Raw genomic sequence first — 23,873 nt, 5'->3', positions numbered from 1 at the left:
TAGCTTATGCATGGTCTCTCTCCTGGTGTAAATTACGCTGCGTATCGGCAGCAAAAAGGTGGCAATCAAACGGTGAAAAACCGACGCTGAGCGTGTCCCCTTTGTTGGGAACATCGCCCCGGTGACGGCGGATGTAGCGCAGGTTGCCGATGGGCGTGGTGACATGCAGCTGGTAATCGGCGCCCATCAGTTCGCGCTGGGTGACGGTGGCAGGCAGCATAAGATGGCCTGCTTCTGGCACATCGGTGATATGTTCCGGGCGAATGCCGAGCCATACCTCATCATGATTTCGGGCGTGAGCCGGCAGCGGCAGGCGCTGCTCGCCCAGCAGCACATCGTCCCCGGCACAGGGCAGCCGTTGCAGGTTCATCGCCGGTGAGCCAATAAAGCCAGCGACAAACAGGTTCACCGGGTGCGCATAAAGCTCTTCCGGGCGGCCCACCTGCTGCACATGCCCGCCATTCATCACCACGATGCGGTCGGCCATCGACATCGCTTCGGTCTGATCGTGGGTCACATAGATGGTGCTTATCTGTAACTGCTGGTGCATCGCCATAATGCTGTCGCGCACGTCGCTGCGCAGGCGGGCATCGAGGTTGGAGAGCGGTTCATCCATCAAAAAGAGCTTCGGGTTGCGCACGATGGCGCGCGCCATCGCCACGCGCTGACGCTGGCCACCGGAGAGCTTCGCCGGTTTTCTCTCCAGCAGCGTATCGAGTTCCAGCATTTGCGCCACGCGCGCCAGCCGCGGCTGCCAGCTTGCTCGCTCCTCATTGCGCACCTTCATGCCGAAGGTGATGTTGTCGCGCACGGAAAGATGCGGGAAGAGGGCATAGTTCTGGAAGATCATCGCAAAGTTGCGATCGCGCGGCGAAAGGGTGGTGATCTGCTGATTATCGAGCCAGATCTCCCCGCTGCTGACGCTCTCTAATCCGGCGATCAGCCGCAGCAGTGTGCTTTTGCCGCAGCCGGAGGGCCCGACCAGCACCACAAATTCGCCGTCGGCAATCTCCAGCGAGACCGCATTCAGCGCCGCGTTGCCCTCAAAGCTTTTACTAACCTGATTGAGTCTTAACATGGTTTTAGCGCTCATCCACCGGGCAGCTGATCTGCGGGTTGTAGAGCCACGGGCCGGGGTAGTGAGAAAGTGAATGCAGGTAGCTGACCCACTGCTCGCCGACCTGGCGGTGCATCAGGCAGGCGGGCGGCGACATATCGTAATAGGGGCGGGTATCTTCGTGGCAGTACGGCACCTGGTGCACGGTGGCGGGAATGGTGGCAATCGTCGCCTGGCGATACTGGGTCATGGTCAGGCTGTGGTTATGGCCGCAGAAGATGCGCGTCAGCGCCGGGAAACGCTCAATCAGATTTAACAGCAGATGGCCATTTTCGCAGGCGATGCGATCCATCTGCGCATTGCCGAGCGGCAGCGGCGGGTGGTGCATAAAGAGCGCGGTAGGCCGATCTCTACTCTGCATAAGCTGCGCTTCCAGCCAGTTCAGCGTCTCCGGCGTCAGCCAGCCTTTTGACTCCCCGGCGAGGCTGGAGTCAATAAACAGCAGACGGGTGGGGAACTCATCAATCGCGTAACGCATATTGTGCGGATCGCTGCCCAGCTGCGGGCAGAGCGGGTGCATATACTCAAGAAAGTGGGCTTTGTCATCGTGATTGCCGGGAATAACAAACAGCGGATAGTCGAGGCTGCCGAGCACCTGGCGCGCCACGCGGTACTCTTCAGGCTGGCCGCAGTTGACGATGTCGCCACTGATGACCACCGCATCCGGGCGCTCGCGCAGGGCGTTTAGCTGGCACACTACATCGGCGTTACCGGCATTGACGTCAATAAACCCGTACAGCTTCTGATGCTGGCTGCGAAAGTGGGTGTCGGAAATTTGCGCTAAAAACATCACTGCACTCCTTATTTAATGCCGGAGAAGCCAAAGCTTCGAAGAAACTGTTTCTGGAACGCGATAAAGGCGACCATCAGCGGCAGGCAGACCATCAGCGTCCCGGCGCTGATCACCCCCCACTGCCCGCCGGACTCCGCGCCCATAGCGAAGGAGACCAGCCCGACCGTCAGCACCTGCTTGTCGGGATCGTTGAGCATCATCAGCGGCCATAAATACTCGTTCCAGTGATAGGTAATGCTGACGGTGGCGAAGGCGAGCAGCGACGGCCAGGACATGGGCAACATCACGCGGAACAGCACCTGCCACCAGCGGCAGCCCTCCATCAGCGCCGCCTCTTCGATCTCTTTCGGGATGGCGAGAAAGGCCTGGCGCATCAGGAACACGCCAAACGCCGAGGTGAAGTAGGGCATCATCACGCCGGTTAAGGTGTTGAGCAGGCCGAAGGTTTTCAGCGTCAGCATATTGGGGATCATCATCACTACCGGCATGATCATCAGCTGCACCAGAAAGAGGACGAACAGCGTCTGCTTGCCGCGAAACTCATGGCAGGCGAAGACATACCCGGCGGTCGTGATGGTAAAAAGCTGCACGAAGAAGGTGCCGAAGGCGAAAATCAGCGTGTTGCCATAGAGGCTCAGCCAGTCGGCGCTGTTCCACGCCTCGCGGAAGTTATCCAGCGTCAGCGGGAAGCGCGGCAGAATTGAGGCCATCTCTTCGCCGAAGGTGGTGGTGCTGAAAGCGGACGAGAGCATCCAGATAAACGGGCTGACCCACAGCAGCGCCAGGCAGCTCATCAGCAACGCGAGGGTAAACGAACGGGAGTGACGTAGACGCAGCCAGCGCGGGCGGGCTACGGCAGCCGTCGAATTGAGGGCAGGCGAGATCTCAACGCTCATAGTGCGCTCCTCTTTCCAGTAATTTCAGGTTAACCAGCGAAAAGATGAACAGGCCGACCAGCGTTAAAAAGGTGGCCGCCGACGCTTTACCGAGATCGTGCGTCTCCCAGGCGAGATTCTGGATGTAGTAGAGCAGCACGGTGGTGGCGTTATCCGGCCCGCCGTGGGTCATCACCGCAACGTGATCGATCTGCGTTACGGAGTAGATCAGCGCCGTGGTGAGCACAAAGCTCAGGGTCGGGCGCAGCAGCGGCAGCGTGACCTTGAAGAAAACCTGGGTTGGCGTTGCGCCCTCCATCACCGCCGCTTCGCGCGTGGAGGCCGGAATGCCCTGCAAGCCGGCGAGAAAGAAGAGCATGTAGTAGCCAGCAAATTTCCATACGCCAATCAGCGCCAGCGCAAACAGCGCGCTGTTGCTGCGACCGAGCCAGTTGTTATTCATCGGGCCAAAAAGGGTGGCCAGGTAGTGATCGAGCATGCCGAGGCCGGGCATAAAGATAAACAGCCACAGCGCGGCGGCGCTGACCATCGGGATAATCATCGGGAAGAAAAAAGCGGTGCGCAGCCAGCGGTTTACGCGGTGGTTTTCCCACAGCGCGACGGCCAGCAGCAGCGCCAGCGTGACGCCCGGGATCACCGTCAGCAGGATATAGAGCAGGTTATTGAGCAGCGATTGCCAGAAGACGCTGTCCTCCAGCAGGCGCGTAAAGTTAGCCGCGCCGACAAAGGGCGGGTTGTCGCTCGCCATGCGCGTATCGAACAGGCTGTCGTAGACCGAGCGCAGCAGGGGAAAGTAGGTGAACAGCGCCAGGAAGAGCAGCGACGGCGAGAGGATAAGCCAGGGAAGCCAGTACTTTTTCATAGTTGCCTGAAAAAAACGTCACGGGTTTCGAAAGCGGGCATTGTGTGAAACCAATGCTGCAAAAGCATGGCGTGCAGGTGACTGTTTAATGAACCGGCGGTACGGGGAACATGCCGGGTGGCGGCTACGCCTTACCCGGCCTACGAAAAGCGAGGCTTAAACGTAGGCCCGATAAGCGAAGCGCCATCGGGCAATGCAGAGGAGATGCCGGGTGGCGGCTGCGCCTTACCCGGCCTACGAAAAGAGAGGGTTCAACGCGTAGGCCCGATAAGCGTAAGCGCCATCGGGCAATGCAGGGGAGGTGCCGGGTGGCGGCTGTGCCTTACCCGGCCTGGGAAAAGCGAGGATTCAACACGTAGGCCCGATAAGCGTAAGCGCCATCGGGCAATGCAGAAGGGTTACCGGTTAAACCTTAAAAATCCATCTTCACCGTGAACTGCACTTCACGCGGATCGCCAATCTGGTTACCCAAATTATTGGTGCCCATCGATGAGGTGTAATAGGTCTTATCAAACAGGTTTTTCAGGTTCAGTTGCAGCGTCACCGGGTAGCGCAGCTGCATTTTGTAAGCGGCAAAGGCATCCGCGACGACATAGCCCGGCAGGTAGTAATCCGCGCCGTTGGTGGCCGAGCGGCGGCTGACGCCGTGCCCACCGCCGCCGAGGGTCAGCGTATTACCGGCATAAACATTGTGAATGTCATAGGTCAGGAACAGCGAACCGGTGTGGCGCGGCACGTTCGGCAGCGGTTTACCGGCGTAGTCCGGATCTTCCAGCACTTTCGCCGCGGTATAGCTGTAGCTGGCGATCACATTCATATTCGGCGTCAGCGCACCTGCCACATCCATCTCAACGCCCTGGGAGCGCACGCGCCCGGCGGTTTTCGCTACCGTCTCATCGCCGACGATTTCGTTATACAGCACGTTACGTTTGTGAATATCAAACGCCGTGATATTGGCGGTAACACCGTCGAAGAGGTCGAATTTGGCACCCACTTCATAGGAAGTCGATGTTTCTGGCGGCAGGTCACCGATATAGCTGGCAATCGACGACTGCGGCATAAAGGCTTTTGCCACGTTACCGAACAGCGAGATCGACGGCGTGAGTTTATAAACGAGGCCAAACTTCGGCGTCCACTGCTCATCGCTGCTGTCGGTGTTGACCTTAAACGGACGCCCTTTGCCCGCATACTGGGTGTAATACTGGTAGCGCATCCCGGCGACGGCGATCCAGTTGTCCGTCAGATAGAGCGCATCCTGCGCATACGCCGAGTAGCTCTCTTGCTGGATGCGCTGATCGCTGTCGGAGGCCGAGACGGTTGTGCACTTGCTGGCACGACCGTAGCTCGGGTTGTAGATATTGAAATCCTTCACGTTTTTACAGCGGATCATATCGGTGCGCAGCAGATCGTAATTTTCATACGCGACGCCGGTGAGGATCTCGTTATAAAAACCGCCAAGCGTCACGTTGCCCTGCAGATCGGCGCGCGTGGTGTGCATGCGCTGGGTCGATCCCTGCGTGGCATCCACCCGACGCGTCAGCCCGCCGGTGGCGGCGTTATAGGCCATCACCCGCGACTGGTTATCGCTGTATTTATCCTGGCTGAAACCATACTCCAGCTTTCCGGTCCACTGGCTGTTAAAGCGATATTCGGCGTTGAGCTGCGCGATGTCAGATTCACCGTCAGTAATATTAAACGGCTCATCAAAGCGGGTTTTACGGTCGACATTGACCGGCTGTTTGGTCGCAAGATCGAAGATCGTGCCGCGATCGAACGGCATCTGATAATCACGATGGGAGTAGAGCACGTTGATCGTCGCGTTATCGCCAAACCAGCTCAGCGAGGGGGCGATAAAGGTGCTTTTCTGCTTGCCGAAATTACGCCAGTAATCTTCGTTCTGGTATTCGCCGATCAGGCGCCAGGCCAGCCGCGTGCCTTCGATCGGGCCGGTAACGTCAAACTCACCGGTGCCGCCGCCAAAGCTGCTGGAGGTGGCGGAAACAGAGCCACCAAAAGTGGTCTCCGGGCGTTTGGTCACCACGTTGATAAGCCCGCCGGGATCGAGAATGCCATACAGCGTTGAGGCCGGGCCTTTCAGCACTTCCACCCTGGAGACATCGGCGTTAAAACTGCGCGGCACCACGGTGCGCAGGCCGTTGGTCATTACCGAGCCGTCGCGGTTGGCACCAAAACCGCGGCGCACAAACGCATCCTGAGTGCCGCCGAGCGTGTTGGTCTGCACAACGTTGCTGACGTTGTAGAGCGCTTCATCAAGCGTAGTGGCGTGTTGATCTTCCAGAACCTGGTCGCTGACGGTATTCACCACTTGCGGAATATCCAGCAGCGGCATCGAGGTCAGGGTGGCGGTGGAGGAGTTGAGCGGCTGATACCCGGAGGTGGCCGGTTTATCGGCGGCGGCATCTGCCACCACCGTTACGGTGTCGCCCTCTTTGTTATCTGCTGCGTGCGTGAGCGGTGAAACGAGCGCGCCTAAAATGAGCGCAGAGAGGCGCGTGCGCCCTTTTTGCCCGAAATAACAACCTGTTAAATCTGCCATGTCTTCTTCTTTCCCGAAGCGTGCCTGCGTTACCGGCAGGCGTGAACGTTTTTTATGGTTATTGCTGGTGGATAAAGCGCTATCCGTTAACCGTAGTGTGCGGCTTCGGATTTGTAATTGATAATCATTCAAACATGAGCTTACGTAGTAGTAAACGAAAAACAGGAGAGATTCACTACAGAAAAATGAGGTTCAAAGAAGAGCAGGTAACGCGGTGGGTTTAGTTAATTAAGTTATTAAAAATAAATAAGTTAATAGTTAGGTTCGGTTTGCAGATAAGCACCGATCATCTGCCTGAGAGGGTAAGTGCGTTAGCGGATTAGGATACTTGACTACTACAGCGGTAAACTGCAAAATTTCAAAAGAGAATGAGATTTATTTTTATTTGATGCTAACGCACGCGCGGGTAGCCACGCTGTTGCGGCGCAGGAGTCAACATGCCACAACACGTGGAACAACCTGAAAGCGGGCAAGGTATCGTGCTCGACCGCCTGTCGGCGGGCTATCACAAGCAACTGATTATCGATGAGATCAGCCTCACCATTCCCCTTGGCAAAATGAGTGTGCTGGTGGGCGCAAACGGCTCCGGGAAATCCACCCTGCTCAGCACCATTGCCCGCATGCTGAAACCGCTTGGCGGCAGCGTGCTGCTGGATGGCAAAGCGATCCATCAGCAGCCGACAAAAGCCGTCTCCCGCCAGTTGGGCATCCTGCCGCAGTCGCCGGTCGTGCCGGAAGGGCTGACGGTGTTTGAGCTGGTCGCGCGCGGGCGTTTCCCCTGGCAAAGCTTTATGCGCCAGTGGTCGCAAGAGGATGAAAACGCAGTGCAGCAGGCGCTGGAAATGACCGGCACCGCCGGGTTTGCCCATCAGCCCGTGGACAGCCTCTCCGGCGGCCAGCGGCAGCGCTGCTGGATCGCGATGGCGCTGGCGCAGCAAACGCCGGTGATCCTGCTTGATGAGCCAACCACCTTCCTCGATCTTCGCTATCAGGTGGAGATCCTCGAACTGCTGCACACCTTAACCCGCGATCATGGCCGCACGGTGATTGTGGTGCTGCACGATCTTAACTTCGCGGTGAACTACGCCGACACGCTGATCTTCCTCAGGCAGGGGCGTTTGCAGGGGGTGATCAACGAAGGCGAGGCCTGCACGCCGGAGCTGATCAAACGCGTGTTTGATGTCGAGGTGCAGATGTCGGTTAACCCGTTGACCGGCAAGCCATTCTTTATGCCCTTTCGCAAACCGGGCGGTAGTAACGCATGAGCGTTCGTCACTCTGCCCGCGTGAGTATCGCCGCGCCTGGCCTGCTGGCATTAGTGATAATGGCGGCCATTTGCCATCTTGGCCTCGGCGCGCGCTACATCGACCCGCCGACGGTGGTACAGGCGCTGATCGCCTTTGATCCGCACAATTTCGATCACCGGGTGATCGTCAGCCTGCGCTTGCTGCGCCTCGTCGCCGCGCTCTTTACCGGCGGCGCGCTGGGCGTGGCCGGAGCACTTTTGCAGTCGGTTATTCGCAACCCGCTGGGCGAGCCGCATATCCTCGGTTTGAATGCCGGTGCCGCGCTGGCGGTGGTGGCAACTACCGCGCTTGGCATCACGGTGGGCGATGCCGCCGTCAGCCGACCGCTGATTGCCGCTTGCGGCGCGGCTCTACTTTTCTCACTGGTGATGCTGCTCTGTTCTGCCGGGCGCGCTGGCTTTACGCCGATGAAGGTGACGCTCTGCGGCGTGGCGCTGTCGGCCTTTGCCTCGTCAATCACCGCCGCGATCCTGATCCTTGATGAGCAGACCCTGCTGAGCATGCGCACCTGGCTGGCGGGCGATCTTGCCGGGCTGAGCTGGGCGCAAATCACCCCTGCGGCGATGGCTGCCACCGCTGGCTTGGCGCTGGCGATTGGGCTGGCACCGGCACTGAATATGCTGGCGCTCGGCGATACGCTGGCGCGCGGCCTTGGTGTTTCGCTGACGCGAATTCGCCTGCTCTCTTTATTCGCCATTGCGCTGCTGTGCGGTGCGGCGGTGGCCATTGCCGGGCCGGTCGGGTTTGTCGGGCTGGTGGTGCCGCATATGGTGCGCCGTCTGGCGGGGAGCGATCTGCGCGTAGTGATCCCACTCTCGGCGCTCGGCGGCGCGGTGCTATTGCTGCTGGCAGATATCGCCGCGCGAACGCTGCTGTCGCCGCAGGAGCTGGCGACCGGGGTGATGACTGCGCTGGTCGGCGCGCCGCTGTTTATGCTGCTGGCGGCGAGGTTCTTCAAATGAGCCACCAACTGCATCGCGCCGGGCTGCGTGCGCTTCGGATCGGCGGCTTCTCCCGCCTGCTCCGCCCGCGCGCGCTGCTGTGGCTAAGCGGCCTGCTGCTGCTGGCGCTGGGGCTGCTGCTGTTCGGCGTTTCGCACGGATCGCTGCCCGTGCCGACATCGAGCCTTACACGCGCGCTGTTTATGCCACAGATGCTCAGCGGCGAGCAGCACTATGTGGTGTGGGATCTGCGCCTGCCGCGGCTCTGCATGGCGCTGCTCTGCGGAGCGATGCTCGGCATGGCGGGCGCGGCGATGCAATCTATGACGCGCAACGGGCTGGCGGATCCGGGCTTAATTGGCGTGAAAGAGGGGACCAGCGTTGCGGTGTTAACGCTGGTGTTCAGCTTTCCGGCGGTAAGCGTGATGTGGCGTCCGCTGGCGGGAATGGCGGGCGGCTTGCTTGCCGCAGGCCTGGTGATCGCGCTGGCGCGCGACGTCTCCCGACCGCGCTTTGTGCTGCTCGGTATTGGACTTTCCTGGACTTTCGCCGCCGGTATCGGCCTCTTTATGACCACCGCCGACGTGCGCGACGTACAGACCGCGATGCTGTGGCTGGCGGGCAGTTTGCAGGCCGCCAGCTGGCCGCTGCTCGGCGTGGCGCTCTGCTGGGCGCTGCCTGCGGCGCTTATTTTGCTGCTCACCGCCCGGGCGGCGGATGTCGCGCAGCTCGGCAATCAGGCGGCAACCGGGCTGGGTGTGCGGCTGATACTGCTTAACGGCCTGCGGGTGTTCGCGCCGGTGTTGCTGACCGCGGCCAGCGTCTCCTGCGTCGGCAGCCTCGGCTTTGTCGGGCTGATTGCCCCGCATATGGCGCGCTTTCTGCTGCGCGGCGGTGAGCGCGCGCTGCTCTCGGGCAGCGCAGTGCTCGGTGGGTTGCTGGTGCTCGCCGCCGATACGATTGGGCGGCTGGCGTTTGCGCCGCTGCAACTTCCCGCCGGGATTGTGATTGCGCTGGTGGGTGGCCCCTTTTTCCTGCTGCTGCTCTGGCAGCGGCGCGATCGCTTATAACCTTAAGGAGTTCTATGCGCTTTCTCTTCTCCCTGCTGCTGCTGGCAGGTTTCGCCGCCGCTGCCGCAGAGCCTGTGCAGAGTTTTACCGACGACTTAGGGCGCGTGGTCAAGGTACCGCAGCACCCGAAACGCATTGTGTCGCTGCACGATCTCGATATCACCATTCCGCTGATTGAGCTTGGCGTGCCGCCCGTCGCCAGCCACGGGCGCACGCAGGCGGATGGTCGCCACGTGTTACGCTCCGGCGCGCTGTTAACCGGCGTCGACTTTGATAACTCTGACATCCGCTTTATCGGCTCTGCCGATATCGATATGGAAGCCATTGCAGCAGCAAAACCCGATTTGATCATTACCGAGCCCAGCCGTAATACGCCGGTAGAGCAACTGGAGAAGATCGCGCCCACGGTGAGCATCGATCATCTGCAGGGCGGCGCGCCGGAGATCTATCGCAAGCTGGCGCAGCTGACCGGCACGCAGTCGCGGCTGGCGATCCTGATGCGGCGCTATCAGGAGCAGATTGCGGCGCTGAAAAAGACCATTGATACCCGCAAGATAACGGTGTCGGTTATCCAGGCGAACAACGGCAAAATCAACGTACTACACAGCTATCACTCGCTGGGCCGCGTGCTGCGGGATGCCGGTTTTCGCTTCCCGCCGCTTATCGACAGCATCCCTGAAGGCGGGCGGATGGATGTCAGCGCCGAGCGGCTACCGGAGCTGGATGCGGACTTTGTCTTTGCAACATGGCGCGGCGATACCGGCGGCACACCGCAGGATGAGATGGCCGCCATGAACGCGGTGATGCCCGGCTGGTGCGATTTCCTCACCGCCTGTCACAACGGGCGCTATGTCCTGATTTCACGGGAAGAGGCGATCTCAAACTCCTTTGCCTCGTTAAGCCTGATGGTGGCGCAGGTGCAGTCGCAGATTGCCGGGCGACCGCTGCCGCAACAAGGGAAATGAACATGCAGAACGCAAAGCGGGCCAGAAGCCGCGTCGATGTGTACGGCGAGCGTTTTCGCGCGCGGGTGCAGACGCTGTCACCGCGTTTGCAGGCGGTGGCGCGTTATATCCACGATCATCGTGAAGCGGTGCTCGAGCAGACGGCGATGGAGATTGCTGCCGCCACCCACACCTCTGACGCCACCGTCGTGCGGGCGATTCAGGCGCTGGGCTTTGCCGGGTTGCGCGATCTGAAGCAGACGCTGGAGCAGTGGTTTGGCCCGGCGGCGTCGTCGGCTGAGAAGATGAGCACCACGGTGAATGCGCTCGCCTGCGACGTCAATTCAGGTATCGATTTTGTCCTCGAAGGGCATCAGCACACCTGCGAGGTGCTCTCCGCGCCCGCCAACCGTTACGCCATTGCGCAGGCGGTGGCACTGCTGGTCGACGCCCGCCAGGTGGCGATTTTCGGCATTGGCGCATCGGGGATCCTGGCGGAGTACAGCGCACGGCTTTTCAACCGCATCGGCTTACCCGCTATTGAACTTAACCGCACCGGCATCGCCCTTTCTGAGCAGCTGATTGGGTTACAGCGCGGCGATGTGCTGGTGATGATGGCGCAGAAATCGGCGCACCGCGAAGGGCTTACCACGCTGAAAGAGGCGCGGCGGCTCGGCATTCCGGTGATCCTGCTGACCAACGCCGTCGACTCGCGCTTCAGCCAGCAGGCGGATGTGGTGATCCATGTCCCGCGCGGCGGCGAGAAGGGCAAAATCCCGCTGCACGGCACGGTGTTGCTCTGCCTGGAGATGATTGTCCTGTCGGTGGCGTCAGCCAATTCGCAGCGGGCGATTAAAACGGTGAAACGCATCAATGAGTTTCACCGGGGTTTAAAGCCGGGCGGTAAAAAGGGGTGAGAGGATCAACTGACGCCGCCGCCGAGGGATTGCCAGAGCGTGATGCGGTTTTGCAGGTCGGTTTGTTGCAGTGAAATCAATGATTCCTGCGCCGACCAGAGCGAGCGCTGGGCTGTCAGAACCGAGAGATAATCGCCGGTTCCCGCCTTGTACTGGCGCTGGGCGATATCCAGCGTTTTTTGCTCGGCTGCCACATATTCACGCTGTGCATCCAGCTGCTCGGTGAGCGTTTCGCGGCGCGCCAGCGCATCGGCAACATCTTTAAACGCGCTCTGAATCGTCTTCTCATAGGTGGCAATCAGCCCCTTTTTCTCCGCCTCGGCGTAACGCAATTGCGCCATATTTTTCCCGCCGGTAAAGAGCGGCAGCGTGATGGACGGCGCAAATGACCACACCTTCATGCCATGGCTGAAGAGGGACGAAAGTGAGCTGCTGCCAACACCTGCGCTGGCGGTGAGTGAAATGGTCGGGAAGAAGTTTGCCCGCGCGGCACCGATATTGGCATTCGCGCCTTTCAGATTATGTTCCGCTTCCTGAATATCGGGGCGGCGCAGCAGCACGGAGGAGGAGACGCCCGCCGGGGTCAGCGTAATGCTGTTATCCGCCAGGCTCTCCAGCGTACCCGGCAACAGCGCTTCCGGCACCGTCTCGCCCGCCAGCAGATTAAGCGCGTTTTTATCCTGCATCACTTGCGTCTGATAGCTGGCAACGCTGGCGCGCGCCTGCTGAAATACCGCCATCGCTTGCGCGGTATCCCCTGCGGCCGCGACGCCGATCGTCTGCCTGCGTTTGGCAATGTTCAGCGAGTTTTGCGCGCTCTCCATCGTCTGCCTGGCGAGGGCAAGGTTGCTGTTATCTGCCGCCAGCGTCACCCAGGCGGTAGTGATTTCCCCCACCAGGCTCAGCCGGGTATTTTGCGCGGTATATTCACTGGCAAGCCAGGTTTCGCGCTCGGCGCGGGCGAGGCTCTGATTGCGGCCAAAGAGATCGAGTTCAAAGCTGGAGACTGCACCGTCGGCCTCCGCGCTGCTGGTTAATCCGCCCGCCACGGTGCGGCTACGGGTGTTGCTCAATTCGGCATTGACCGTCGGGAAGAGCGCGGCGCGATCTTCAGCATAAAGCGCGCGCGCCGCGTCGATATCGGCAATTGCTTTTTGGACATCGCGGTTTTGCGTCAGCGCATTGCTGACCACCTGTTTGAGGCGACCATCATTCACAATCTGCTGCCACTCTGTGGCGACGGCCTGCGCCTGGCCGCCGCTGCCCGGCAAGGTTGCCGGAACCGGAGCCTGCGGGCGCTGATAAGTCGGATCGAGGGAGACACAGCCAGCGCTCAGCAGGGCAAGAAACAGAACACTTATACGCAACATAATTACTCCTGACGCGCGCGTTTACCGGTGACGAGTTTTTTCACCAGCACAAAGAAAAGGGGAACAAAGAAGATCGCCAGCAGTGTTGCCGTCAGCGTACCGCCGATAATGCCGGTACCGATGGCGATGCGGCTGTTGGCCCCGGCCCCGGTGGCAATCGCCAGCGGCGCAACCCCGGCTATAAACGCCAGCGAGGTCATCATGATTGGGCGCAGGCGGGTGCGCGCAGCGCGCAGGGCCGCGCGGGAGAGCGACTGGCCCTCCTGCACCGCGGCTTCGGCGAATTCAACAATCAATATGGCGTTTTTCGACGACAAGCCGATGGTGGTAAGCAGCGCGACCTGGAAGTAAACGTCGTTGCTTAGCCCGCGCATCCATGCCGCCAGCGCCGCCCCGAGCAGGCCGAGCGGGATGACTAAAATCACCGAGATCGGCACTGACCAGCTTTCATACAGCGCGGCAAGGCACAAAAACACCACCATGATGGAGATGGCGTAGAGGCTCATCGCCTGGCCGCTGGCGAGCTTCTCCTGTAATGACAGGCCGCTCCACGCCCAGGTGGTACCCGCGGGCAGATTATCGGCGAGGTGTTCCATTTCGGTCATTGCCGCGCCGGAGCTAAAGCCGCTGGCATTCTCGCCCTGAATCTCATACGCCGCCGAACCGTTGTAACGCACCAGGCTCTCCGGGCCATACTCCCAGCGGGTGGTGGCAAAGGCTGAAAACGGCGTCATGCTGTTATCGCTGCCGCGCACGTACCATTTTTGCAGGTCGGAAGGAGACGCGCGGAAGTCGCTATCACCCTGGATATAGACCTTTTTCACCCGGCCGCGATCGGTAAAGTCATTAACGTAGGTGCCGCCCCAGGCGCTGGAGAGCGTATCGCTCACATCGCTCAGGGAGAGCCCCAGCGCCACGGCTTTGTTGCTGTCGATATCGACCTGCAACTGCGGCATCTGCGGCAGATCGTTGGCGCGAACCGCCTGCAACTCAGCACGCTGATTGGCATTGGCCAGCAACTCGTTATGCAGCGTGAGGAGCCGATCGCGATCGGTGCTGCCGCTGGCGAGCAGCTCAAAGGTAAAACCGTTGCTCTGGCCGAGGCCATCAACCGACGGTGGCGTCATCGCAAAAATGGTGGCGTCGCGGATGGTGGCTAACTGCTGGCTGGCGCGCTGGGCAATCGCCTGGGCGGTGTTCTGCGCACCGTCGCGCTCAGACCAGTTTTTCAACGAGACGAAGGCCATCCCTGCGTTCTGCCCGCTGCCGCTAAAGCTAAAACCGGTAACGGTAAAAATGGCATCGGTATTGGCTTTTTCATTGTTGAGGAACCACTCCGTGACCTTTTTCGCCACCGCATCGGTACGCGTTGCCGTGGCACCGGCGGGCAGGGTGAACTGCACCATAATCGAGCCCTGATCCTCCGTTGGCAGGAAACTGCCCGGCAAGCGCCACATCACCAGCGCCATCGCGCCACACAGCACGGCATAGATTCCCAGCACGGATAGCGCGCGGCGCAGCACCCGCAATACGCCGTGCTGATATTTCTGTTCGGTGTTGTTGTAAAAGCGGTTAAAGGCGCCGAAGAAGCCCTTTTTATGCGGTGCACTGTGTTTTAACACTGCGCCGCACAGCGCCGGGGTGAGCGTCAGCGCGACCACCACCGAGAGCACCATTGCTGAAATAATGGTGACGGAGAACTGCCGGTAAATTACCCCGGTCGAGCCGCCAAAGAAGGCCATTGGCAGAAATACGGCAGACAACACCAGCGCGATGGCCACCAGCGCGCCGGAGATCTCGCCCATCGATTTCTCCGTCGCTTCACGGGCAGGCAAACCTTCGTCGCGCATAATGCGCTCGACGTTTTCCACCACCACAATCGCATCATCGATCAAAAGCCCTATCGCCAGCACCATGGCAAACAGCGTTAAGGTATTGATCGAGTAACCAAACAGCGCCAGCACGCCGAAGGTGCCGAGCAGCACCACCGGCACCGCCAGTGCCGGGATCAGCGTTGCGCGGATATTTTGCAAAAACAGGTACATGACGCAGACCACCAGAATGATGGCTTCGATTAACGTCTTCACCACATCTTCAATGGAGATCTTAATAAAATCGGTGCTGTCTTTCGGATAGGCCACGTCGTAGCCCTGCGGCATGTTGTTGCGGTACTCATTGATCTTGTTTTTGACCAGCGTGGCGGTGTCCAGCGCATTCGCGCCGGGTGCCAGCATCACCGCCAGACCCGCCGCCGGATGGCCATTCAGCTTTGCCTGAGCGCTGTAGTCTTCGCTGCCCATCTCGACGCGCGCCACATCCTTAACGCGCACCACGGCACCATCGGTTTGGCTTTTGACGATGATGTCGCGAAACTGTGCCACGGTTTGCAGGCGCGACTGGGCGCGCACGGTGGCGGTTAACTGCTGTTTATCGGACGCGGGCAGGGCGCCGATTTTTCCGGCGGAGACCTGGATGTTCTGCGCTTCGATGGCCGATTGCACATCAGACGGCATCAGCGAGAAGGATTTGAGCTTGTCTGCATCCAGCCAGATACGCATCGCGTATTCACCGCCGAAGACTTGCAGGCTGCCGACACCGTTTACGCGCGCCAGCGAATCCTGCATGTTACTGACCAGCCAGTCGGCAATATCGGAGCTGCTGGCACGGTCGGTCTTATCGTATAAGCCCATGATCAACAAGAAGTTGCTTTGGGATTTCACTACCGTGACGCCCGATTGCGTGACTTCCGTTGGCAGGCGCGACTCCGCCTGCTGGACTTTATTCTGCACCTGAACCTGCGCGGTATCCGGATCGGTGCCCTGCTCAAACGTGACGGTGATGGTCGCCTGGCCGTCGGAGCTGCTGGTGGAGGTGAAGTAGAGCAGGTTATCCAGCCCGGTGAGCTGCTGTTCAATCACCTGGGTGACGCTGTTTTCCAGCGTCTGCGCCGATGCGCCGGTATAGGTGGCGGTGATTTTGACAGCAGGTGGGGCGACATCCGGGTACTGGGCAACGGGCAGTGAGCGGATCGCCAGAATACCGGCCATCATGATAAGAATGGCGATAACCCAGGCAAAGACCGGGCGGCGGACAAAAAAGCGAGAGAACATCAGGCTTTCCCTCCGTCAGTCTCTCGCACCTGCACCGCGTTCACCGTTGCGCCAGCACTCACTTTGTCGCTGCCTTCCACAATGAGTTTATCGCCGCTGGCGAGGCCTTTTACCACCAGCCATTTGTCGCCGTAAGTGTCGCCGGTTTCAACCGTGCGCTGCTCCACTTTGTTCTGCGCATTCACTACCAGCGCGACGGCATTGCCTTTTGCATCGCGCGTGATTCCCTGCTGCGGTGCGAGAATGGCATCAGCCATTACCCCTTCATCGACGCGCGCGCGGACAAACATTCCCGGTAATAGCTGGTGCTGCGGGTTCGGGAAGATGGCGCGTAACGTAACGGATCCGGTGGACTCATCAACGGCGACTTCCGTCAGCGCCAGGCGCCCTTTTTCGCTGTAGGTGCTGCCATCTTCAAGCGTTAACGTCACCCCCAGCGTATTGCTGTCGCTGGTGAGCGCTTGCTTGCGCAGGCGCAGAAGATCGACGCTGGATCGCGTCAGATCAACATACATGCTCTCCAGCCCGCGAATCGTGGCGAGTGCCGTGGTTTGCTCAGCCGTGACCAGCGCACCGGGGGTGACGGAGGAGATGCCGATGCGTCCGCCAATCGGTGCGCTAATGGTGGTCCAGTTGAGATTGATGCGCGCACTCTCCAGCGCGGCTTTTTTCGACGCCACGCTGGCTTTGTCCTGCGCGCAGGTGGATTGCGCATCATCTGCATCCTGGCGCGAGACACCATCCTCTTTTACCAGTTGCGCATAGCGTGTGGCTTTCTGGCAGTCGGAAACGACCAGCGCCTGCGCCTGTTTCAGTGCGGCACTGGCTTCATCAAAGGCGGCGCGATAGCTGGAAGGGTCGATCTGGTAAAGCGCCTGCCCGGCTTTTACCGTATCGCCCTCCGTAAACAGCCGTTTTTGAATGATGCCACCCACCTGAGGGCGAACCTCTGCCGACTGCGCGGCGGATATGCGCCCGGTAAGCTGACTGGTAACCTCCAGCGGCTGGCTTTTTAAGGTGACAATCCCCACTTGCTGGGGCGGGCGTTGTGCAGGTGGCGTGGCGTTATCGCAACCGACAAGAGCGATCGCGGCCAACAGGGTTGTTTTTATTAACTTCATTTCACTTTTCCTGGCATGAGCGAAGCCTGCCCGTTTTGATTAACAGGAGTGTGGAGCAGGCGAGTAAACAGGTTATTTCGGCGGCGCCAGAAATAGCGCCGCCGCTTTTTCATCTACGGCTTCTTATTTCTTCGCAAATAACATCGCGGTAATTTCCTGATAGAGCTGCTGTAATTGTGCCGGGTCGCATTTTTGCGGCGTCAGGCGGCGAAATGTGCTGCCTTCCATTAACACTGCCAGTAATTCCACGCAGCACCGTATGCGCTCTTGCGAAAGGTGAGGGTGGCTGTTGTGCAAGTGCTGGCAGGCGGTGTTAAACATGCGGGCATCGGCTTCAATCATCATCGCCTGCACCTGCGGGTTGCGCGTCGCTTCAGCGGACATCTCCAGCATTAACGCATCGTCATCCGGGCTGAGGGTGTGCCGCCAGGCCAGCATTTCCGGTAGATGGGTAGTCTCGGCTTTGCTCTCCATTTCGGCGATGCGGTAGTCGATAATGCGGCAAATCATCTCTTCAATAATGGCGTCTTTATTGATGAAGTAGCGGTAAATCTGACCGACGCTCAGCTGCGCTTCGAGGGCGATTTGCGACATGCTGGCGGCATGAAAGCCACTGATGCGAAAACGCCGCCGGGCAGCCGCAATGATCTCGTCTTTACGCTGCTGATGGCGTTGCTCCTGTAGTGCTTTTTGCGACATCGCGACCCCCGGTTAAATAAGGATGAGAATGAACATTCTCATTACGCAGTACATTAATTGAAATTATGTTTTTTGGGTAAATATTTTATTTATAAATAGGTCCGTTTTACGAAATTTCATAATGTGGAGAAATAAAGAAAAAATAAGCAGGAAAGATTGAGGGATATATTAGCGTGAAAGTGCGGAGCCAATGTGATGGCAATGTGAGAGGTTGCAAAGAGATAAAAATGATCCTGGCAGAGTGATATTGCCCTATATAAAGGAGGCACTCTTATTTGCCGTTATAGGCCGACAGGATGAGCAATTCTTGCCCATGATGCCCGCAACGCCCTCTTACCAGTTTTATGAGAATCGTTCTCAATAGCATTGAAGCAGCCGGATGCGGATGGTAAGGTGTAGGCCGTTTCGCCCGGCGTGGGGCCTGGGTTTGACCGAGAACGAACGGCTGCCGGTTATGCAAAAAAGAGACTTTTCCGTTGAAGATTTTATCGGCTTTGGCGAGCGCTACGGCATCGATTACCGCTTTCCGGCGCTGGCTTCCTGCCGCTCGTTGAGCGAGGAGCGGCGCATCGTGATTCAGGGCGATGTGCAGGAGATGCGCTTCTCCAGCGGCCTGAACCTGACCCGCTCCGACATTCGCGTTCTGCAACCCTATGAAACCACCTCTCTGCACAGCTGCCCGCTCTATATGCTGGTAGTGCTTGAAGGCAGCGTAATGCTGCGCCTCAACGGCGAGGAGTTTATCGTTCGCTCTGGTATGGCTTTTACCTCGCGTCTGAGCGAGCAGCAGGTGATGAACGCCCGTCATCTGGCAGATAACTCCCTGCGCACGCTGTCTCTCGGCGTCGATCCGGCCAGCTGCCAGCGCTCGCCGCTGCTTACCGCGCTACTGGAGCAGTGGGAATCCCACGGCGCGCCAACCTTTTTATGGCAGGTGCCCGAGTTTCTGCTCTCCGGCTTACAACAGAGCCAGCTGTCAACGCTGCCCGCACTTTCGCGCGAACTGATCCTCGAAGGGGTGATGCTGCAACTGGTCGGGCACGCGCTGTCACAGCGGATGGCGGGCGTGGAGCGCTGTACGCGCGCCTGCGGCGGTGAGGGACAGCGGCTTGAGTCGGTGCGCCGTTTGCTGGAGCAGCAGCCGGAAAAAGAGTACACCCTGACCGCGCTGGCGCAGCTGGCGGCGATGAGCACCAGCAGCCTGCGGGTGAAGTTCCGCCAGGCCTATGGACACTCGGTGTTTGACTATCTGCGCGACTGCCGCCTGGCGCTGGCGCGGCGCTACCTCGCCCAGGGTTATAGCGTGCAGCAAGCGGCCTGGATGTCGGGTTATCAACACGCTACCAACTTTTCCACCGCTTTTCGTCGCCGGTATGGCATCGCGCCGAGTGAAGCGCGCCAGCCGATCGCCTCCCCGTAGACCTTTTCTCTCGCCCTGCGCGCCATTTTGTCACCGCGCATATGTGAATTGTCATTGCGCATAGCTATTGGCGAATCCAAAAGGGTAATAATTCTTATTTACAATAATAACCGCTTCTGGAGAGTTTCATGTTCGCAAAAACGCGACTGGCATTGATGATTGGCTGCATAACGGGTGGGATAAGCGTTTCGGCGCTGGCGCAGGAAAACGCCAAAGATACCGTGGTGGTAACGTCGCAGGTGCAGAGCGGCGCGACCAAGCTTGAGACGCCGGATATCGAAACGCCGCAGGCGGTCTCGATCGTCACGCGCCAGCAGTATGAAGAGCAGGGCGCAACCAGCGTGCGCCAGGCCGTCAGCTACACACCGGGCGTCTACAGCAACCAAATCGGCGCCTCTAACCGCTTTGATTACATCGTGCTGCGCGGCTTTTCCGACGGCAGCCTCGATAACGTCTATCTCGACGGCCTGAAGATGATGGGCGATACCAACTCCCACAGCTCGCTGGTGATCGACCCGTGGTTTTTAGACAGCGTGGAAGTGGTGCGCGGCCCGGCATCCGTGCTCTATGGCCGCTCGTCGCCGGGCGGCATTGTGGCGCTGAACTCGCGTAAACCGTCGTTCGATCCGGGCGGTGAAGTGAAACTCTTCGCGGGCAATAACAACCAGCGCGGCGCGGCGTTTGATGTGACCGGGCCGGTGGATGATAACGATCGTGTAGCGGTGCGTTTAACCGGTATGACCCGCTATGCCGACTCCCAGTTTGATCACCTGAAAGAGCAGCGTTACGCCATCGCGCCGAGCGTCACCTGGCGTATTACCGATAGCACGCGCCTCGATGTGATGGCCTATCTGCATCGCGATCCGGAAGGTGGCAGCCACTCTGGCCTGCCCTATGAAGGCACCGTGGTGCCGCACGCCGGGGGCAAAATCTCCAACACCTTCTTTGAGGGCGAAGATCAGTACGACAAGTACAAACGCCGTGAAAACATGGTCGGCTATAACTTTGAGCACATGTTTGAGAGCGGCTGGTCGGTGCGCCAGAAGCTGCGCTACCTGCGTACCAAAGTCGATCTCAATCAGGTTTATGCCTCGGGCTGGCTGAATGAGACCGAGCTGAACCGCGGTTACTCCGGCTCAGATGAGTCCCTCTCGGCGGTGACGCTGGATAACCAGCTTGATGGCAGCGTCGATACCGGTGCGATTAACCACCGTCTGCTGGTGGGCGTTGATTATCAGCATCGCAATAACAACGTCACCTCGTCCTATGGCAGCTTCCCGGCGATCGATGCCTTTAACCCGGTTTACGGTGCCGATCCGCTCTCTATTTCCGTGTATGGCCGTGAAAAGCATAAACTGGAGCAGACCGGGATCTATGTGCAGGATCAGATGTCGCTCGATCGCTGGCGCCTGACCCTCGGCGGCCGTCACGATCAGGTGAAGATCACCAACAGCAATAAGATCGGCGACACGCACGATACGCTGGAGAAAGACCATATCAGCAGCCGCGCGGCGCTGATGTACCTCTTCGACAGCGGATTTGCGCCCTACGTAAGCTATTCGACGGCCTTTACGCCGACCAGCTTTACCGATGAGAACGGCAAGATCCTGCAACCGATGAAGGGCAAACAGTGGGAAGCGGGGCTGAAGTTCCAGCCGGAAGGGTCGCAGACCATGTACAGCGCCTCGGTTTACCGCATCAACCAGAACAATATCGCCACCAAAGTGGAGCCGACCGATCCCTACCGCGCTATCGGCGAGATTGAATCAGAAGGGGTTGAACTGGAAGCGGTGGGTCAGCTGACGGATAACCTGCGCTTACAAGCGGCTTACACCTATAACGACATTCGTTATAAGAAAAGCAGCCCCGAGGAGCAGGGCAAACGCGCGGTTTACGCACCGCGTAACCAGGCCAGCGCCTGGCTGAGCTATGACGTGAAAGCGGGTGCGCTAAATGGCCTGACTCTCGGTTCCGGCGTGCGCTATGTTAACGGCATCACCTCCGATCGTGAGAATACCCACACGCTGCCCTCCTACACGCTTGTGGATCTGGCCGTCGGGTACGATCTGTCGAATGTCGGTCTGAAAGGGCTGAGCGCCCAGGTGAACGTGAATAACCTCACCGATAAACGCTATGTCGCCGCCTGTAACTCCGCCAATTACTGCTACTTTGGTGCCGAGCGCAGCATCGTTGGCAGCCTCTCTTACGCATTCTGATGTGATAAACCCGGCCGCTGCGCCGGGTTTTTTCTTAGCTGAGATCGACGCCTTTATGTCCGAAGAGCCAGGTGACGATAAACCCACCGAGATAGGCCACCACCACGCCTGCCGCATAGACCGCCATCCCGGCATAGATGCCGTGATCGGAGGTCATCAGCGGCAACGCCACCAGCCCGGAAGGGCCAAATACCGTATTCAATCCGACCGGTAAGCCAAGCCACGCCACCGCACCCATAAAAAATCCGCCGCAGGCACCGCCGATACAGGCGGTGACAAAAGGTTTAACGCGCGGCAGGGTCACGGCGTAGATCAGCGGTTCGCCGACGCCGAGCAGGCCGGGAATGATCGCGCCGCGGATCTGGTTGCGGATCGTCGATTCACGCGCCGCGCGGAAGTAGAGCGCCAGCGCTGCGCCCACCTGGCCGCCGCCCGCCATCGCCAGAATTGGGAAGAGCGAGTTGAACCCCTGCGCATCCATCAGGGCGAAGTAGACCGGAATAAAGCCCTGATGCACGCCAAACACCACCGCAATCAGAAACAGCCCCGCCAGCACCGCGCAGCCAAACGGGTTGCCGTTCAGATGCAGAAACAGCCACGACATTCCTTTAAACAGCTCGCCGCCGATCGGCATGATCAGCGTAAAGGTGAGCGCGCCGGTGATCAGCAGCGTCAGCAGCGAGGTGAGGATCATATCGAGATTGTCGGGCACAAAGCGGCGGATCTGCCGCTCGATCCACGCGCCGAGGATCGTGGCGATCAGCACGCCGATAATGTTGCCGCGCGGATCGATGCTCATGCCGAAGAAGGTGTCGATCCCGGAGAAGTAGCCGACCGTCGCTTTCGCGTCGTAGCCGAGCACAAACAGTGCGGCGATAATCGCGCCGTTGACGCCGCTGCCGCCAAAGGCTTTTTGCGCGTTGTAGCCGATCAGGATTGGCAGGAAGGTGAACAACCCTTTGCCGAACACTTTCATATAACCGACGACGTGCGCGAGCGCGCTGCTCTTATCCTGCGCGCCAACCAGCAGGCTTTGCTCAATCAGCGTGGCGAAGCCGAGCAGCATCCCGGCGGCGATAAAGCCTGGGATGAGCGGCGTGAAAATGGTGGCGAATTTTGCCAGAAACTGATGCAGGCCGCTGGTCTGCTTTGCCTTCATCTGCTGTTTGGTGTCGCGGGCGACCTCTTTAAGCGAGGCCGATTCAGCCGGCGCGTTGTCACGGCTGATTAAGAGACTCATCATCTCTGCCGCGGTTTGCGCTTTGCCGGGGCCAACGATGATTTGCAACTGATCGTCACTGTTCACCACGCCGAGCACGCCGGGCAGCGCCTGCAACCCGGCCTTGTCGACAAGCGCATCGTTATGCAGCGCCAGGCGCAGGCGTGTCATGCAGTTGCCGCAGCTTTTGATATTCGCTTCACCACCGACCCGTTGCAGGATGGAGGCGATCAGTTCCGGCGTGATTTTGGCCATTACTTCACTCCTGCGTGGAGCAGCGCCTGGCGAATGAACCCGCCGTTATCCGCGAGCAAACGCGCGGCCTCTTCGGCGTCGATCTGCGCCAGCACCATCAGGATGGCGGTTTTGCAGTGGCCGTGGCAGGCCTGTAGCGCCTGCTTCGCCTCGTCGATATCGCAGCCGGTGGCTTCCATAACAATGTTGACCTGGCGCTGCACCAGCTTCTGGTTCGTCGCTTCTACGTCCACCATCAAGTTGCCGTAGACTTTGCCGCTGCGGATCATCGCCCCGGTGGTGAGCATATTGAGCACCAGTTTTTGCGCTGTGCCCGCTTTCATGCGCGAGGAGCCGGTAACCACTTCCGCGCCGACCACCGGCGTAATGGCGATATCGGCAATCTGCGTCATCGGGCTACCGGCGTTGCAGGTCAGCGATACGGTGGTGGCATGCAGGCTTTTGGCGTACTCCATGGCGGCAATCACATAGGGCGTGCGCCCGCTGGCGGCGATGCCGACCAGCACGTCGTTGGCATTGAAATTGAGGGATTTAAGATCGTCGACGCCGAGCGTCAGGCTATCTTCGGCGTTCTCCACCGCCTGCAAAATGGCGCGATGGCCGCCAGCAATGAGGCCGACAACCTGCTCACGTGGCGTGCCGTAAGTGGGCGGACATTCGCTGGCATCCAGAATGCCTAAACGCCCGGAGGTGCCCGCGCCGCAGTAAATCAGGCGTCCGCCCTTTTTAAAGGCGCTGACAATCGCATTGACCGCCTGCGTAATCGCCGGGATCACCTGCTCAACCGCCAGTGCGACCTTCTGATCTTCACGGTTAATCACCCGTAACATCGCCTCGGTATCAAGCATGTCGATATTGGCGCTGGCGCTGTTGCGGCCTTCGGTCGTCAATGTGGATAGATCAATGTTCATCACGTCTCACTTCACTCTGCGTTATGACTTTCTGCCTGCCGCCTCACGGCCCCGGCAGCCGAAAAAGGAATAATATATTATTCATAACTATCAATTTAAGAATAATTTATTCTTACACGGGGCGCGAAACGAGAGTGTGACGCTGCTC

General features: G+C 59.2%; 18 protein-coding genes. 7 read left to right on the top strand and 11 right to left on the bottom strand.

Annotated elements, in window-relative coordinates; genetic code table 11:
* Positions 1-4 precede the first annotated feature (4 nt).
* From IAE48_RS08600 to IAE48_RS08580, 5 genes are all read right to left on the bottom strand, one after another.
* Positions 5-1,078, bottom strand: coding sequence for an ABC transporter ATP-binding protein (locus IAE48_RS08600; protein ID WP_200134089.1), 1,074 nt, complete (start codon positions 1,076-1,078; stop codon positions 5-7).
* Positions 1,079-1,082: 4 nt separating this feature from the next.
* Positions 1,083-1,907, bottom strand: a complete 825-nt coding sequence (locus IAE48_RS08595) for a phosphodiesterase (protein WP_200134088.1) — start codon at positions 1,905-1,907, stop codon at positions 1,083-1,085.
* An 11-nt stretch (positions 1,908-1,918) separates the two neighbouring features.
* Positions 1,919-2,806 carry a carbohydrate ABC transporter permease gene (locus IAE48_RS08590; RefSeq protein WP_042714510.1) on the bottom strand — a complete coding sequence of 296 codons (888 nt, stop codon included), beginning with the start codon at positions 2,804-2,806 and terminating at the stop codon, positions 1,919-1,921.
* The gene (locus tag IAE48_RS08585; protein ID WP_076768957.1) at positions 2,796-3,668 is read right to left on the bottom strand and encodes a carbohydrate ABC transporter permease; all 873 of its coding nucleotides are present in this window, start codon (positions 3,666-3,668) and stop codon (positions 2,796-2,798) included. Before IAE48_RS08585 ends, IAE48_RS08590 begins: the two co-directional genes overlap by 11 nt.
* Before the next feature lie 412 nt (positions 3,669-4,080).
* Positions 4,081-6,225, bottom strand: coding sequence for a TonB-dependent siderophore receptor (locus IAE48_RS08580; protein WP_200134087.1), 2,145 nt, complete (start codon positions 6,223-6,225; stop codon positions 4,081-4,083).
* 437 nt (positions 6,226-6,662) lie between these two features.
* Here IAE48_RS08580 and IAE48_RS08575 point away from each other — a divergent pair, with 437 nt between their 5' ends.
* The 5 genes from IAE48_RS08575 to IAE48_RS08555 are packed head-to-tail and all read left to right on the top strand — an operon-like array spanning position 6,663 to position 11,404.
* On the top strand, positions 6,663-7,490 hold the full coding sequence (locus IAE48_RS08575; RefSeq protein ID WP_200134086.1) for an ABC transporter ATP-binding protein: 828 nt from the start codon (positions 6,663-6,665) through the stop codon (positions 7,488-7,490).
* Positions 7,491-7,549: 59 nt separating this feature from the next.
* Positions 7,550-8,494: a FecCD family ABC transporter permease gene (locus tag IAE48_RS08570; protein WP_370568994.1), complete on the top strand. Its 945-nt coding sequence runs from the start codon at positions 7,550-7,552 to the stop codon at positions 8,492-8,494.
* A complete protein-coding gene (locus IAE48_RS08565) occupies positions 8,491-9,543 on the top strand; it encodes an iron ABC transporter permease (RefSeq protein ID WP_200134084.1) in 1,053 nt (350 codons plus the stop codon). Before IAE48_RS08570 ends, IAE48_RS08565 begins: the two co-directional genes overlap by 4 nt.
* A 14-nt stretch (positions 9,544-9,557) precedes the next feature.
* Positions 9,558-10,508 (top strand): iron-siderophore ABC transporter substrate-binding protein, encoded by a 951-nt coding sequence (locus IAE48_RS08560; RefSeq protein ID WP_200134083.1) that lies wholly within the window; start codon positions 9,558-9,560, stop codon positions 10,506-10,508.
* A gap of 2 nt (positions 10,509-10,510) precedes the next feature.
* Positions 10,511-11,404, top strand: a complete 894-nt coding sequence (locus IAE48_RS08555; RefSeq protein ID WP_042714521.1) for a MurR/RpiR family transcriptional regulator — start codon at positions 10,511-10,513, stop codon at positions 11,402-11,404.
* A gap of 5 nt (positions 11,405-11,409) precedes the next feature.
* Here IAE48_RS08555 and IAE48_RS08550 read toward each other — a convergent pair whose 3' ends face one another.
* The 4 genes from IAE48_RS08550 to IAE48_RS08535 all read right to left on the bottom strand — a co-directional run bounded on the left by IAE48_RS08550 (position 11,410) and on the right by IAE48_RS08535 (position 17,704).
* Positions 11,410-12,774 (bottom strand): efflux transporter outer membrane subunit, encoded by a 1,365-nt coding sequence (locus tag IAE48_RS08550; protein WP_200134082.1) that lies wholly within the window; start codon positions 12,772-12,774, stop codon positions 11,410-11,412.
* Between the two features lie 2 nt (positions 12,775-12,776).
* A complete protein-coding gene (locus tag IAE48_RS08545; RefSeq protein ID WP_200134081.1) occupies positions 12,777-15,884 on the bottom strand; it encodes an efflux RND transporter permease subunit in 3,108 nt (1,035 codons plus the stop codon).
* The gene (locus tag IAE48_RS08540; protein WP_200134080.1) at positions 15,884-17,005 is read right to left on the bottom strand and encodes an efflux RND transporter periplasmic adaptor subunit; all 1,122 of its coding nucleotides are present in this window, start codon (positions 17,003-17,005) and stop codon (positions 15,884-15,886) included. Before IAE48_RS08540 ends, IAE48_RS08545 begins: the two co-directional genes overlap by 1 nt.
* A 123-nt stretch (positions 17,006-17,128) precedes the next feature.
* On the bottom strand, positions 17,129-17,704 hold the full coding sequence (locus IAE48_RS08535; protein ID WP_124970067.1) for a TetR/AcrR family transcriptional regulator: 576 nt from the start codon (positions 17,702-17,704) through the stop codon (positions 17,129-17,131).
* A gap of 454 nt (positions 17,705-18,158) precedes the next feature.
* Here IAE48_RS08535 and IAE48_RS08530 point away from each other — a divergent pair, with 454 nt between their 5' ends.
* Positions 18,159-19,124: a helix-turn-helix transcriptional regulator gene (locus tag IAE48_RS08530; RefSeq protein WP_042714586.1), complete on the top strand. Its 966-nt coding sequence runs from the start codon at positions 18,159-18,161 to the stop codon at positions 19,122-19,124.
* Between the two features lie 128 nt (positions 19,125-19,252).
* Positions 19,253-21,340 carry a TonB-dependent siderophore receptor gene (locus IAE48_RS08525; RefSeq protein ID WP_094419282.1) on the top strand — a complete coding sequence of 696 codons (2,088 nt, stop codon included), beginning with the start codon at positions 19,253-19,255 and terminating at the stop codon, positions 21,338-21,340.
* Positions 21,341-21,374: 34 nt separating this feature from the next.
* Here IAE48_RS08525 and murP read toward each other — a convergent pair whose 3' ends face one another.
* Positions 21,375-22,814 (bottom strand): PTS N-acetylmuramic acid transporter subunit IIBC, encoded by a 1,440-nt coding sequence (gene murP / locus IAE48_RS08520; RefSeq protein ID WP_200134079.1) that lies wholly within the window; start codon positions 22,812-22,814, stop codon positions 21,375-21,377.
* Entirely contained in the window at positions 22,814-23,725 is a 912-nt protein-coding gene (gene murQ, locus IAE48_RS08515) for an N-acetylmuramic acid 6-phosphate etherase (RefSeq protein WP_200134078.1), read from the bottom strand. Before murQ ends, murP begins: the two co-directional genes overlap by 1 nt.
* Positions 23,726-23,873 lie beyond the last annotated feature (148 nt).

This window comes from Kosakonia sp. S57, from assembly GCF_016516575.1.
Taxonomy (GTDB): Bacteria; Pseudomonadota; Gammaproteobacteria; order Enterobacterales; family Enterobacteriaceae; genus Kosakonia; species Kosakonia cowanii.
This window is presented reverse-complemented; position numbering and strand designations above follow the sequence as displayed.